Source organism: Bacillus sp. C1 (genome assembly GCF_054570475.1).
On the sequence record NZ_JBTMZT010000019.1, the window covers coordinates 36928 to 51062 of the forward strand.

The 14135-nt window shown below is 34.6% G+C and carries 14 protein-coding genes and 2 pseudogenes; 12 read left to right on the top strand and 4 right to left on the bottom strand.

Features of this window, described 5'->3' with window-relative positions; all coding sequences use genetic code 11:
• Positions 1-16 precede the first annotated feature (16 nt).
• From ACX5JI_RS25370 to ACX5JI_RS25405, 8 genes and pseudogenes are all read left to right on the top strand, one after another.
• Entirely contained in the window at positions 17-1156 is a 1140-nt protein-coding gene (locus ACX5JI_RS25370) for a M20 peptidase aminoacylase family protein (RefSeq protein ID WP_459503747.1), read from the top strand.
• Between the two features lie 41 nt (positions 1157-1197).
• On the top strand, positions 1198-2004 hold the full coding sequence (locus ACX5JI_RS25375; RefSeq protein ID WP_459503759.1) for a GNAT family N-acetyltransferase: 807 nt from the start codon (positions 1198-1200) through the stop codon (positions 2002-2004).
• Between the two features lie 53 nt (positions 2005-2057).
• Positions 2058-3164: an o-succinylbenzoate synthase gene (menC, locus tag ACX5JI_RS25380; protein WP_459503748.1), complete on the top strand. Its 1107-nt coding sequence runs from the start codon at positions 2058-2060 to the stop codon at positions 3162-3164.
• Between the two features lie 84 nt (positions 3165-3248).
• Positions 3249-4325, top strand: coding sequence for a YkvI family membrane protein (locus tag ACX5JI_RS25385; RefSeq protein ID WP_459503749.1), 1077 nt, complete (start codon positions 3249-3251; stop codon positions 4323-4325).
• Positions 4326-4528: 203 nt separating this feature from the next.
• Positions 4529-4843: pseudogene (locus tag ACX5JI_RS25390) on the top strand (IS3 family transposase); the annotation flags it as partial.
• Positions 4838-5020, top strand: a pseudogene (locus tag ACX5JI_RS25395) (polysaccharide deacetylase family protein); the annotation flags it as partial. The pseudogenes ACX5JI_RS25390 and ACX5JI_RS25395, both read left to right, overlap by 6 nt.
• 323 nt (positions 5021-5343) lie before the next feature.
• On the top strand, positions 5344-5985 hold the full coding sequence (locus ACX5JI_RS25400) for a type 1 glutamine amidotransferase family protein (protein ID WP_459503750.1): 642 nt from the start codon (positions 5344-5346) through the stop codon (positions 5983-5985).
• 155 nt (positions 5986-6140) lie between these two features.
• Positions 6141-6647: a DUF3189 family protein gene (locus ACX5JI_RS25405; RefSeq protein WP_459503751.1), complete on the top strand. Its 507-nt coding sequence runs from the start codon at positions 6141-6143 to the stop codon at positions 6645-6647.
• Between the two features lie 34 nt (positions 6648-6681).
• Here ACX5JI_RS25405 and ACX5JI_RS25410 read toward each other — a convergent pair whose 3' ends face one another.
• Complete coding sequence (locus ACX5JI_RS25410; protein WP_459503752.1) at positions 6682-7392, bottom strand: hypothetical protein; 711 nt, start codon at positions 7390-7392, stop codon at positions 6682-6684.
• 572 nt (positions 7393-7964) lie between these two features.
• Between ACX5JI_RS25410 and ACX5JI_RS25415 the strand changes: the two genes are divergently transcribed.
• The gene (locus tag ACX5JI_RS25415; RefSeq protein ID WP_459503753.1) at positions 7965-9170 is read left to right on the top strand and encodes an MFS transporter; all 1206 of its coding nucleotides are present in this window, start codon (positions 7965-7967) and stop codon (positions 9168-9170) included.
• 448 nt (positions 9171-9618) lie between these two features.
• Positions 9619-9822, top strand: a complete 204-nt coding sequence (locus ACX5JI_RS25420) for a hypothetical protein (RefSeq protein ID WP_459503754.1) — start codon at positions 9619-9621, stop codon at positions 9820-9822.
• Between the two features lie 205 nt (positions 9823-10027).
• On the opposite strand, the gene ACX5JI_RS25425 is transcribed toward ACX5JI_RS25420, so the two are convergent.
• The 3 genes from ACX5JI_RS25425 to ACX5JI_RS25435 all read right to left on the bottom strand — a co-directional run bounded on the left by ACX5JI_RS25425 (position 10028) and on the right by ACX5JI_RS25435 (position 12040).
• A complete protein-coding gene (locus tag ACX5JI_RS25425) occupies positions 10028-10654 on the bottom strand; it encodes an FMN-dependent NADH-azoreductase (protein ID WP_459503755.1) in 627 nt (208 codons plus the stop codon).
• 67 nt (positions 10655-10721) lie between these two features.
• Positions 10722-11306, bottom strand: coding sequence for a DUF3238 domain-containing protein (locus ACX5JI_RS25430; protein ID WP_459503756.1), 585 nt, complete (start codon positions 11304-11306; stop codon positions 10722-10724).
• Between the two features lie 149 nt (positions 11307-11455).
• On the bottom strand, positions 11456-12040 hold the full coding sequence (locus tag ACX5JI_RS25435; RefSeq protein ID WP_459503757.1) for a DUF3238 domain-containing protein: 585 nt from the start codon (positions 12038-12040) through the stop codon (positions 11456-11458).
• 152 nt (positions 12041-12192) lie between these two features.
• Here ACX5JI_RS25435 and ACX5JI_RS25440 point away from each other — a divergent pair, with 152 nt between their 5' ends.
• Together ACX5JI_RS25440 and ACX5JI_RS25445 are read left to right on the top strand one after the other, a co-directional pair.
• Positions 12193-12666 carry a MarR family winged helix-turn-helix transcriptional regulator gene (locus ACX5JI_RS25440; protein WP_207996754.1) on the top strand — a complete coding sequence of 158 codons (474 nt, stop codon included), beginning with the start codon at positions 12193-12195 and terminating at the stop codon, positions 12664-12666.
• A gap of 122 nt (positions 12667-12788) precedes the next feature.
• A partial coding sequence (locus ACX5JI_RS25445) for an IS4 family transposase (protein ID WP_459503758.1) occupies positions 12789-14135 on the top strand: 1347 nt, incomplete at its 3' end.

Genomic DNA, 14135 nt, shown 5'->3' on the forward strand with positions numbered 1-14135 from the left:
GTGAGGAGAAGAAAAGTTGAAGGAGTATATACAACAGCTTAAGCCGACGATTGATTCAGTCTATGAATACTTACATAATCATCCAGAAATTAGTTGGAAGGAGTATAAAACAACGGAATATATTCAGCGTTTTTTACAGGGACGGGGCTTTATGGTGCAAACTTTTGACGATTGTCCAGGTCTTGTCAGTGAAGTAGGAACAGGAGAGTTTTGTATTGCTTTACGCACAGATATGGACGCGCTTTGGCAAGAGGTTGATGGTCAATTTCAAGCGAAACATTCTTGCGGGCACGATGCACATATGGCAATAGTTCTTGGTACAATGCTTTTATTTCAAAGGTTAAATGTTTCTACTGCTAAACTTAAATTCATTTTTCAGCCTGCGGAAGAAAAGGGAACAGGGGCTTTAAAAATGATCGAGAAGCACGTGTTGGATGGTGTGCATTTTTTATACGGTGTCCATCTTAGACCGATTCAAGAATTACAAGATGATCAAGCTGCACCTGCAATTTATCACGGGGCAGCCAAATTTTTAACAGGTGAAATCCATGGTGAGGATGCACACGGGGCACGACCACATCTGGGACAAAATTCGATTGAAATTGGGGCATCTATAATTAATGAAATGAAAAGCATTCATTTAGATCCGATGGTGCCTTACACCGCGAAAATGACAAAGTTTCATGCCGGGAGTGAGGCAGGAAATATTATTCCGGGTAAAGCCTTATTTAGTATAGATTTACGTGCGCAAACAAATGGGGTCATGAATGAACTTACCGAAAAAATCGAGAATATTGTTAAAAGTATGGAGAAGATTTACGGGGTTGAAATCGTGTTGGAAACAAAAGCGAGTGTAGCTGCCGCTGAGGTAAGTAAAGAGGCCCAGCATTTTATGAGAAAAGCGATTGTGGAGTCTTTGGGTGAGCATCTGCTGCGAGAACCCATAATTACTTCAGGGGGAGAAGATTTTCATTTTTATACGTTAAAAAATCCAGACGTTAAAGCAACGATGTTGGGATTGGGGTGCGATTTACAGCCTGGACTTCATCATCCAAAAATGACCTTTAATCAAAATGCTATATATGCTGGTATCGAAATTCTTGCAAAGACAGTATTGAATACAATAGAAGCACATAAAACGGGGGAGTTAACGTGAATTCAACAATTGAAATACGTGAATTAAACGGTTATGGCGAGATGAAGTTTGTGCAAAATCTTGAAAAAGATGTATGGAATATGGAACCAATTCCTCTTCACCAAACGATTACAGCTTCCCAAAATGGAGGTCTTTTACTAGGAGCCTTTGTAAATGGAGAAATGATTGGATTTTGCTACAGTTTCCCTGGATTTTTTGAAGGACAAAACTATCTATGTTCCCACATGCTTGGTATCCATCCAAGTCATCAAGGAAAAGGAGTTGGAGCTAGACTAAAACAAGTTCAAAAAGAACTTGCTTATGAAAAGGGATATAACTTAATCACATGGACGTATGATCCACTTGAGACACGAAACGCTTATTTAAATTTATCGAAGTTACGTGCTTTTTGCTCTACATATATGGAAAATTGCTATGGAGAAATGGAAGATAACTTGAATCGTGGACTTCCTTCGGATCGTTTTAAAGTTGAATGGTGGATTGATAGCCCACATATTTCTAAGCAGCAAGAGGATTATATGAATCAAGCACAACATGTTTTTCAATGGATACAATCAAAGGATCATTTGCCGAAACTTATAAATATTGAACAAGGTTTACATTGTATTGCTGCCATGGATCAACCCATATTAGTACCGGTACCATCCAGCTTTCAACAGGTAAAAAATAAAGATTATGATCTTGCAATTGATTGGCGTTTTAAAACGAGAGAAATCTTCCAAACTTTATTTTCACATCAGTATGTTGCTGTTTCGTTAATAAAAGATGCTGATGAGCTTGTTCACTATTATGTTTTAGTCAAGCAGAAAGATTTAGAGATAAACGGGGTCACGAGAAAATTTCAATAGCAGAAGATAAACATACACTTATACTTATCTAAATATCAAGGGGGAAAAGAAAAATGATAGTAAAAGAGATTATTTTACGACGTATAAAAATGCAATTGAAAGCGCCGTTCACGACAAGTTTTGGAACATTTCAAGACAAGGAGTTTCTCTTGCTTGAAGCTAAGGATGAAAACGGTATTAGCGGATGGGGAGAATCCGTTGCATTTCATTCGCCCTGGTATAATGAGGAAACTTTAAAGACAAATTGGCATATGTTAGAAGATTTTATTATCCCTAGCATACTTAATAAAGAAATTGAACATCCGCAGGAGGTATTTGAACGCTTATCATATATTCGCAAGAACAATATGGCAAAGTCCGCTATTGAAGGTGCTATGTGGGATTTATATGCAAAGCAAAAAGGAATTCCGCTCGCAACCGCCCTTGGTGGAGAGAAGAAAGCAATAGAAGTTGGGATTAGTATTGGCATCCAAGAAAAGGTTGACGATTTACTTCAATTGGTTGATGAGTATGTTAATGAAGGATATAAAAGAATGAAAATAAAAATAAAACCAGGTTGGGATGTTGAGGTCATCAGGGAAGTCCGGAAACAGTTTCCTCATGTTCCATTGATGGCTGATGCCAATTCTGCCTATCGACTAAAAGATATAGAGCGATTAAAAGCGCTTGATGAATTTGATTTAATGATGATTGAGCAACCTTTAGCTCCAGATGATATTGTTGATCACGCACAGTTACAAAGGGAGATTTTAACTCCAATTTGCCTGGATGAGAGTATTCATTCATACGAGGATGCAAGAAAAGCAATTGAACTAGGAAGCTGTAAGATTATCAATATAAAAATTGGACGCGTTGGAGGGCTAACAGAGTCAAAACAAATACATGATCTGTGCCAGGAACAAGGTATTCCAGTTTGGTGCGGTGGTATGCTGGAATCGGGTATAGGGAGAGCGCATAATATTGCTTTAACAACATTATCAAACTTTATTATGCCTGGCGATACTGCAGGGTCTTCTCGCTATTGGGAGCAAGATATTATAGAACCTGAGGTAGTGGTCGAAGATGGAATGATTACCGTTCCAGAGCGACCAGGGATTGGTTATGAACCAAATCGAGAAATGATTCAACGATTTACAGTTTATGAAAAAAATTATTTTTAATAGGGATGAAAGGGGAGGACATGTTCCTCCTGATCTTTCTTTATTTAAATTTATCAGAAAATTCAGATTAACAGGGAGGTAAGTATGAAGGAAAGTATTCGAATTGCAGGAGCATTTATTGGTTTAATTGTCGGAGCGGGATTTGCTTCAGGACAGGAGGTTTTACAATTTTTCACAAGCTTTGGATGGTTGAGTGTTCTGGGAGCATGTGTTTCAACTATTCTTTTTGCATTTTTAGGAATGAATCTAACTCAACTTGGAAGTCGTTTACAGACAAGTTCCCATAAAAATGTGATTTACTATATTTGTGGCTCATACCTCGGTATAGTTGTTGATGTAATCATAACATTTTTCTTATTTGGTGTAACAGCTGTCATGATGGCTGGGGCTGGTTCGATTTTTGAACAACAGTTTGGTATTCCTAGTGTTACTGGAAATATCATTATGACTTTATTAACTATTGTAACAGTTTGTTTTAATATTCAGAGAGTTATTTCGATAATTGGGCTTGTTACACCGTTTTTACTTGTACTTGTCATCATCATTGCTGTTCACTCTTTTGTCACAATGGATGTAAGTTTTAATGAATTGCAACTAATTGCAGATAAACAAAACGCGGCTGCATCTAATTGGGGATTAGGAGCGTTATTATACGTTTCATATAACATTGCCGCAGGAGCTGCTATGCTTATCGTGATGGGAGGAACAATAAAAGACGAAAAAACGGCGGGACTTGGAGGCATATTTGGTGGTATAGGATTAGGTATCCTTATTTTACTTATTAATCTTGGTATGCTTACTAAACTTAATAAAATTACAGACATAGATATGCCTATACTCTTTTTGGCTAATGAGATTTCTCCAATATTCGGCATACTAATGTCTATTGTATTATTAGGTATGATCTACAATACTGCCGTAGGAATGTTGTATGCTTTCACAGCAAGGATTGTAAAATCAGAATTGCCAAAATTCAAAATGTTTGTTGTTCTATTTGGAATTGCAGCATTTAGTGCTAGTTTTATCGGATTTACTAAATTAGTAGGAACTGTATATCCTATAACGGGCTATCTTGGATTTATTCTCATAGCTTCTATCATATTTACTTGGCTTAGACGAAAACAGCAGGTGAAGAATGCTATTACTAAAATAGACGCTTAAATGTTAGTTTTTACAAAATGAGGAATATGCAATGTTTCATGCGTAATAAGCTATAAATATCGCATGTCAAAAAAATGAATTATTATGCTTTCCTTTATTCGTCTTAATAACGGGGTCTGTGTAGCAATGGAACCAAATCAAGCAACAAGTATTTTAAACGGACTATAAAAAAAAGCGGATACTATGTCTAATTAAGATATGGTATCCGCTTTTTTTACATTCCAGTAGACGGTATTTACGGCTATCGTCGTATAGCATTGGCAATCAATCGTCAGCGAAAAGAAAGTAATCAAGCGGTAGTTAACGAGAAGCGTATTTATCGTTTGATGCAGGTGAGTGGGTTGAAGTCCGTTATCCGGCGAAAGCGAAAGCCTTATCGTAAATCACCATCGCATCATGTGACAGAGAACGTATTAAATCGGGCATTTACATCGGAAAAGCCAAATGAAAAATGGTGTACAAATGTAACAGAGTTTAAATATGGGAACGGAAAAAAAGCCTATTTAAGCGCAATTATCGTCGAACAAGTTAACACACAACAACAAGAAAAGAAAAATGAAACATCAGAGATAAGGCAAAAAAGACCTGATGGAAAACCGGTAGAGAAAGTGGCTTATTTAACATTTGATGATGGACCCAGCACATTAACAGGTCAATTTTTAGAAGTATTAATGGAGCAAGATATAAAAGCAACATTGGTGTGAATTCAACGATCGATCACCGCCCGTTTCACCAAAAGATGCACTGATCCCATTTAGGTGAAACATCTTTTAGTTTAATAATTACCTTGTTTATTTGGTTAATTTTGGTGTAAAATCAAAAAGGAACACAAGTTCTTATTGGTAGGGAAGAATATAGAATAAAAAAGGAATGCCCGAAATTGTAAAAATGAATATGAAATAGAAATTTGGATACCCGTTACATAAGTGCACTCTTATTGAACTAACGGGTGTTTAGTTCGATAGGACCTATTGAAGAACTGTATAGACTATATCAATTGTGATCGGAGTGTTATTAGATGCAAACAAAAAAAGTTTACCTTTATGTATTTCATACAATGTCAGACTGGGAATATGGATATTTAATCGCAGAACTAAACTCAGGAAGATATTTTAAAAAAGATATAGCACCTTTAAAAGTAGTTACAGTAGGGGCTACTAAAGGAAGGATTACTACGATGGGAGGACTGAGTATACAACCAGATATCTCCCTTGATGAATGTACACTTGAAAGTAAAGATCTTGTAATTTTACCTGGAGGGAATACTTGGAGCGAAGATATTCATCAACCTCTCTTAAAAAAAGTTGGACAAGCTTTAAAGATTGGCACGATTGTTGCGGCGATTTGTGGTGCAACTGAGGGTCTCGCGAATATGGGATACTTAGATTCTAGAAAGCATACAAGCAATAGCTTAGAGTATATGAAAATGGTTTGTCCTAATTATAAAGGAGAACAATTTTATGAGATGAGACCTGTAGTATCTGGTGAAAATTTGGTCACTGCATCAGGAGTAGCACCTCTAGAATTTGCGATGGAAGTATTGAAAAAATTAGATGTATTTGCACCAGATACATTACATGCATGGTATAGCCTAAATAAGACTCATCAACCGGAATACTTTTTCGAGTTAATGAATTCGATAAAAAGATCTGACACTTAATTCCAAAAGTTGATGAATACATTTCACTTCATTTTGGACAGACTGGTCCCGTAAAGTAAGTTAGCCATTTTTAACAATCTGCCTCTTAGTTCGTTTAGTAAATGATGCGCTGGTAATACTAGTAACTATGAAATGTTTATGATAAGGATGATAGTATGATTTTCATTTACACAGATTTTGGTGGAACACATACAACTTCACTTGCAGCAGCGTATCATTTAAATAAATTACCTACCGATCGTAGACTAACAAAGGAAGAAATTTTAAATGTGGACTATTTCAATAAACTTAAAACTTCTGATATGGGAAAAATCATTTTTCATGGGCGAGACGAGGGAGGAAACCCAGTTTATACAGTAGGGCATGGGACATGCAAGATAGCTGTTCCTGCGATGAAAAATTTAGGGGAAATTCTTCAGCAGCATTATCAAAACAATGAAAAAATCATTTTTTCAAATACATCGCCAACAGTTCCGCTTCCTATGACGTTAGGAGGATTGTTTTCAAGAAGGTTACATATTGATTTTATTGGTGTTCCATTACTTGTATGGGGAGCAAAGCTTTGCTGTGATAATATACAACGACTTGTTAGCTATACAAAAGAGGCTGGGCGAATGACAAATGATTACGTTATTATTTTAGAAAATGAGACTTTTAAATAAAAAATGCAGGATATATTACAATCCTGCATTTTTTCTATATAAATTCGACTTTTTTGCGAATCACAATTTTATCGATTTCTTCTTCTTCGTCTCCAATATATAAGCCGCGTTCCTTTAAATATGTTTCAAAATATAAATCTGCTTCTGCACGTTCATCATAAGGTTTTACAGATAAGACAAATCCTAATTTATTTTGTTCCTCTAAATGAGAAGTGGAGATATAAGCAGGAATATTATGTCGTAAAAATAGCTCCTTAACAGGAATGATCATATCTTTCATTAATTTTGATAGCATGCTCATTTCGAACTCAAAATTAAAACGATCAATACTAGATAAATCAGCAAATACAACCCCGATAAACCCAGTATTAAATACTTCTTGGAATTCTTCCTCTTGAGCATCATAAAAATTCTTTTCAATTAAGTAATTTTTAAAATAAGCGATACCATCAGCTTGTTCAAAAGGCTTTGTTGAAAGAACAAAACCGATTTTCTGTTGTTTATGTAAATATACACAAGACATGTGTGCAGAAATATTATGCTCCTTAAATAATGCACTTGTTGCACCTCCTAAACCATCTAAAACATGATGGACAATTTGTAATTTCTTACGGGCGAAATAGTAGGATTTTTTTTGTAGTTCCAATGTATCAATAAACACAGAACCGATAAAGCCTGTATTTGAGATAGTCGGTGTATGCTTTTTTCTTCCTCTGCGCTTGTTTTGAGCCATTGTAAAAATCATCCCTTCAAGTACGATTGAAATAAAAAGAACGTTTGTTCGTATATTTATATTTTACTATTTAATCGCTATAAAGTAAAGGTATTTTCACCAAAAAACAATAAAAAAGACACCTTTTAAAAGGTGTCTTACATGCGATAGGGAAGAGGTTTCACCCCAACTTATTTGCAAATTTATATTATGAAACAGAGACAAGTTCTTCTGCATCGTCTACATCTAAATGACAATCCATTGTACGTACATCTTGATCTTCATGACTTCCGAAATAAATAGTAATTTTCATATGTATCGCTCCTTTATTCTAGGAATACCTAAAATAATTACTAGTAATGTTACTGCTTATTATATACCACTTTTTCCATTTCGACAATCTTATCTAGTTTATGAAATACTTTTGTGAATAGTGAGAATTTTTGTTACGATATATTTAATTACATGTAAGGAGGAATTCATATGTTAAAAACTTTAAAAACATTCTCAAATAAAGGAAGAGGAGTGAATAGCGTTTAGGCTAACGTAACACTCCTGCTTCCGGTTACAAAACAAATCACCAATTACGGAAAGTAGGAGAAAATTTGAAAAAGCATACAATTGCCCATCACAATATTTCTATTTTATTTTGGGTTCATTTTTTTGGAACAATTAGTTTTTTACAAGCAGTTATGACGTTGTTTTATGTAGAAAGAGGCCTCACTCCTTCCAATATTCTCATCGTATTAATGTGCTGGAGTGGAGCGGTTTTAATTGGAGAAGTACCGGCAGGCGTGTTTGCAGATCGCTTCGGCTTAAAATTCTCTTTTATAACAGGCGCTTGCATAAAGATAACAAGTATTTCTATATTGTTCTTCGCTGATAACATATGGCTCTTTTGTTTATATAGCTTATTGAATGGTTTATCAGTCACGTTCTTCTCTGGTGCTGATGAAGCTTTAATATATGAATCTTTAAAAGAAACAAATGAACAACATTTGATGGATAAAGCGATGGGAAAAATACAATCCGCTAGTTTTATTTCAATGTTAATTGCTGTGATTTTCGGATCTTATTTTGTAAAAGATTTAAAAGAAGAGCAATTTCTCATTTTAATTACACTTGGTTTGCTGTTCCATTTCGTAGAATTAATTTTACTTCTATTCGTAAAAAATCCGGCGGCAGGATTTGAATATAATGAATCATCGTATTCACAAGTGATTGAAGGAATACAAGTTATTCGAAAAGAACCACAATTACTCATCATGTTCTTAAATATATCACTTGTATTTATTCCGGCGAGTGCCGTTTTTGACAACTATGATCAACTACTTTTGAAAAATGCAGGTGTTCCCGTATTTGCAATTGGTATATTATATGCAATTGCTGCAATAGGTGGCTATTTTGCATCCATTTCTATAGGATGGTTAACCGGAAAATTCTCTCGTATATTTTTATTGAATTTTTTAGGCGCATTAGCTGTCATTGGATTACTACTAGCAGCATGCTTTGGAAATACATTATGGATTGTGTTAGGAGCATTTATTATATTACGATTTGTAAGAGCGATCAGATATCCAATTTATTCACAGCTGAGTAATGACATCATTCCATCACATGTACGCGCAACAACAATTTCATTGTTATCAGTACTTGATTCTGCACTGGATTTAATTATTTTTGGTACGTTATCTTTACTTGCTGTATATGGCTTACCATTTATGTTTATTGGATGTGCTATCATTGCACTAATAGGTTCTTGCTTACCTATTAAAGGTGTAAAAGAAGAACCTAAAAATATTGAATCGTAAATTATAACGAATAGACCATGCTGTTAAGGATTGAACATCCTTAACAGCATGGTCATTTATTGTATAAACATATGCAAAAATTGATTGAATACGATATTAAATGAGATGTTTACAAATTATCCAGATCGTTTACAGTATGCAATTTCATCAGTTTATAAAAAAGATTAACCTAAGTGTAGGAAACTACATGCTCAAAAAAGACAACCTAAACAGTTTTCTCCTTAAGTTGTCTTTTTTTTGACACTGATAGAAGAATAGAGTTACATTGAGCCATACTTAATTTTGAAACGAAGATTTATCTTAAGATCCTACGCTAATTATAATTACACTTTATTAAATAAGGAATATTAATTCATTTCTTGGAATAAAACTTGTTAACGATGAGAAATAACAAAAGATATTAAAAAAATAAAAGCAACGTGAAAAATACGATGGTGGAAGGATACGTATGGAAAGGAAAATCGATGAATTTTTCAGAAAAACAACAAGATCAAAACAAATACATGAATGTGTTCTACTTATAGAAAACACAAGTGGAGATATTTTATATAGTAACGGTTATGGTGAAAAAAACATAGATACACCATTACTTATGAATGGGGTACAGCCACATCGCCATCAAGCTAAAGTTATGAAGTGCCCCCCTAAATGAAAATTTTTATCTCACTACAATTATTTATAACCATCCAGCGCATTTTTTCGTTTTGGGGTTGATCTGTTTTTTTAAGTTGATGGCGATGGGCAATACCCCTATATGGATAAAATGTAAAAGAGTAGCGAGATAAGCGACTAAAAAAGCAGTACCACCACTATAAAAGTGTTGGTACTGTTGTATAGAGTAACAAATTTTATATTAATTAGAACGTACTTGCTACTTTAACAGCCTTTTCAAGCCCAGTAGCAATAATTTCTTCTGCTTTATCTGGGAATTGGTAGTGACCTTCAATTACTATTTTTTCTATATCTTTTACACCGAAGAAGCCCATCATACTTGCTACATATTTAACAGCCATTTCCATTGGGGCTTTTGGTCCTTCAGAATATACACCGCCACTTGCGTTTAATAATGCAATTTTCTTATTTCCAATAAGACCTACTGGACCTTCTGACGTATATTTAAATGTTTTTCCCGCGCGGTTTAAGTAATCAATATATGTGTGTAATACAGCTGGGATTGTTAAATTCCATAATGGGAAACCAAAAACAACTTTATCAGCTGCAAGGAATTGATCTAAATATTTATCAGCAACAGCTACTGCTTTTGCTTCTTCTGCTGTTAAATCAAGTCCTCTACTAGCCTTAAATGTACCATTAATCATATCTACTCCTACATATGGCAATTCTTCATTGTATAAATCAAGCTCTACCACTGTATCATTTGGATGTGATTCTTTATAGCTTGCTAAAAAAGCCTCATATAATTTCACACTAACTGCCTGATCTGCTGGACGATTGTTTGCTTTTACAAATAAAACTGTTGTCATTCTCTTTTCCTCCTGTTACTCACTCTTGCGTTGTTATATATTCACTCAAAACGGCGTTATATTGCCTTTACAATATTTTTTTAAAACTATACTCCATTTCTCCACCTAGAGCTTCAGCTGTATCACCAGTTTCTCTAAAATCATGTGTATGAATTTGTTCAAACGGACCAAAATCTGTTTGTTTATAAAATTCATAGCAAGGGAATCCATCATGTTCACCTTCAATATCAACAGTACCATCTTTTTTAACATGTACAGTTAATAGGTAGTCAACGGGAGGTGCATATACATTTAATGGGTTGCTAGCACTAGCACTCATTTGAAACTTGACGTCATCAGAACTCCATACAATCTTCGTGCACAAAATATTTTCTGTACTTGCTTTTCCTGTTCTTTTATTAACAGAACCATCTGGAGTTGTGACTCTTTCTGTTGTTATGCCAGTATTCGCATATGTGAAAATTTCTTTTTTGTAAAAATCTACAACTACTTCTTGTTCAATTCTGGAACGCATAGCGTTTACAGCATAAGGTGTAAATTCACGTGAGTCACCTTCAAATTGGATCACATTACCCGTTTGAATGTCCTTCTTAGGTTCAGTCCAAGACATTGGAATAAATACGCTTGCTCTAATTTTAACGATACTAGTCATGAGACACACCTCTGTAATTTTATTTTGGGTAATACAGAAAAACCTTGAGCAAAACAAATCGCAATTTCTTTCGCATATTCAATTGTTTTTTCTTTAATATTTTCTGCTTTTGGTTTAAATAGTGACATTCTTCTGATTCATATTTATATCTAGATTATTATTTTAAAACTGTATTCCATTTCTCCAGCTAGTGCTGCTGGAGTGTCTCCAGTTTTTCTGAAATCATGTGTATATATTAATTCAAATGGACCAAAATCTGTTTGCTTATAAAATTCATAGCAAGGGAACCCATCATGGGAACCTTCAATATACGCAACACCACTTTTATTAACACGTATTGTTAATATATAATCAGCCGCAGGTGCTGCTGTATTTAAAGGATTGCTGGCACTTGCTCTCATCACAAAAGAAACTTCATCAGTACCCCACACAACATTAGTGCATACAATATTTTCTGTGCTTGTTCTCCCTTTTTTATACTCGATAGAACCATCTGGATTTGTAATTTTCACAGTTACGATACAAGCATTTGCATGTGAAAAAATTTCTTTTTTATAAAAATCAATAATCACTTCTTGCTCTAACCTTGACCGCATAGTGTTTACAGCATAAGGTGTAAATTCACGTGCATCACCAGTGTATTCTAATATCTTTCCTGTTGCAGGATCTTCAATAGGTTCCAACCAAGCATAAGGTGCAAATACACTTCCTCTAATTTTAACGATATTAGCCATGAGAAACCTCCATAATTTATTAATTTTTGTTTCGGTAAGTTCTATTCCTTTTAAAATCAAAATATAGTCAATTTGATTGACTATATACCGTATAGTACAATAGGATTTAATTGTAGTCAACCAAGTTGACTTCATTTGAGGAGGTTTTATGTATGAAGCATCAAGTATTTAGTGAATTAGATCTTACATCGCTTTTATCATTATCTTTTAGTACATCCATTAATGAATTACATGAAAAATTAAATGAATTGGGATTTGGAGATATTAGACCTGTACATGGTTTTATGTTTAAATGTATCACTCCTAATGGAGCAACAGGTATAGAACTAGCCGAATATTTAGGAATTACGAAGCAAGCTGTGAGTAAAATGGTGGATTATCTTGAGAAAAGTGGTTATGTAATGCGCAAAGCTCATCCTACTGATAAGAGAGGGAAAATTATTATTTTGACTGAACGAGGTTGGTTAGTTGTAAAAGCAAAAGAGAAGATACTAGCTGAGATTGAACAGCGTTGGATTACAAACATAGGTACTGAACGAATGCAAATGCTCAAAGAGGATTTAACAAAATTAGTTTATGAAGCAAATGAAGGTAATTTATCATCCAGGTTAAGACCTGTTTGGTAAATATTAATTTTAAAAGGTGAACTAACCGTACGCCCGTTAACTTAAAAAGTATATAATCCCCCATAAAATGAAAAAATACGCTATTCTTTCTGTAGAATCATAGGAAAGGATGGCGTTTTTGTATGTCTATTTCTGTATCTGATGAATTACAACTATTTGCTCAAGAGATTCAAAGCTTTTTATCTCCAAATATCTTACGAGATCTTGCTAGAGATGTTGGTTTTGTACAACGAACTAGTAAGTACCAAGCAAAAGATTTAATCGCTTTATGTGTATGGATGAGCCAAAATGTCGCTACGACTTCTTTAACTCAATTATCTAGCTGCTTAGAAGCATCAACAGAAGTGCTCATCAGCCCTGAGGGACTGAATCAACGATTTAATAAAGCGGCCGTTCAATTTTTACAACACCTATTAGCTGAACTACTAAACCAAAAATTGACCTCATCTATGCCGATTTCTTCTCCATATACTTCTGTTTTCAAGCGTATTCGTATTTTAGATTCAACTGCATTTCAACTTCCAGATCCCTTTTCATTCGTTTATCCAGGTGCAGGAGGATGCAGCCATACAGCGGGAGTAAAGATTCAGCTTGAGTATGATTTATTAAGTGGACAGTTCCTTCATATCCATACAGGTCCAGGTAAACAACATGATCGAACCTACGGTTCCCTGTGTGTCCCAACTGTAACAGCGAATGATTTATGTATCCGAGATTTAGGTTATTTTCATTTGAAAGATCTTCAACATATACAAGATAAAAAGGCTTATTATATCTCACGTATCAAATCGAATACACGTATTTATCAAAAAAATCCTAACCCTGATTATTTTCAAGATGGCAGAATCAAGAAAGGTACAGAGTATATCCAGATAGATATGGATGTTGTAATGAACTCTCTTCAAGCAGGACAAACATGTGAAATATCCAACGCTTATATAGGAATGACTGATAAAGTCCCAACTCGTGTGATTGTTCATCGACTAACAAAAGAACAACAACAAAAACGATTACAAGATCAAACTGTAAGAGAAAAAAAGAAAGGAATGAAGTATTCTGCTCGTAGTAAACGACTTAGCGGTATCAATGTATATATGACAAACACCCCTACGGATATTGTCCCGATGGGACAAGTACATGATTGGTATTCTTTACGTTGGCAAATCGAGATTTTATTTAAAACGTGGAAATCATTCTTTCATATTCATCATTGTAAAAAGATAAAACGAGAACGATTGGAATGCCATCTGTATGGGCAACTGATTGCCATTCTACTCTGTTCTTCTACCATGTTTCAAATGCGGCAATTACTTCTTATGAAAAAGAAACGAGAACTGAGTGAATATAAGGCCATATATATGATTAAAGATTATTTTCTTCTTCTTTTCCAAGCTATACAAAACATACTAAGATTAGTAGTGCAGACCAAGGCATTGGTTCGCACTACTATTTTTTATATAGTAGAAGTG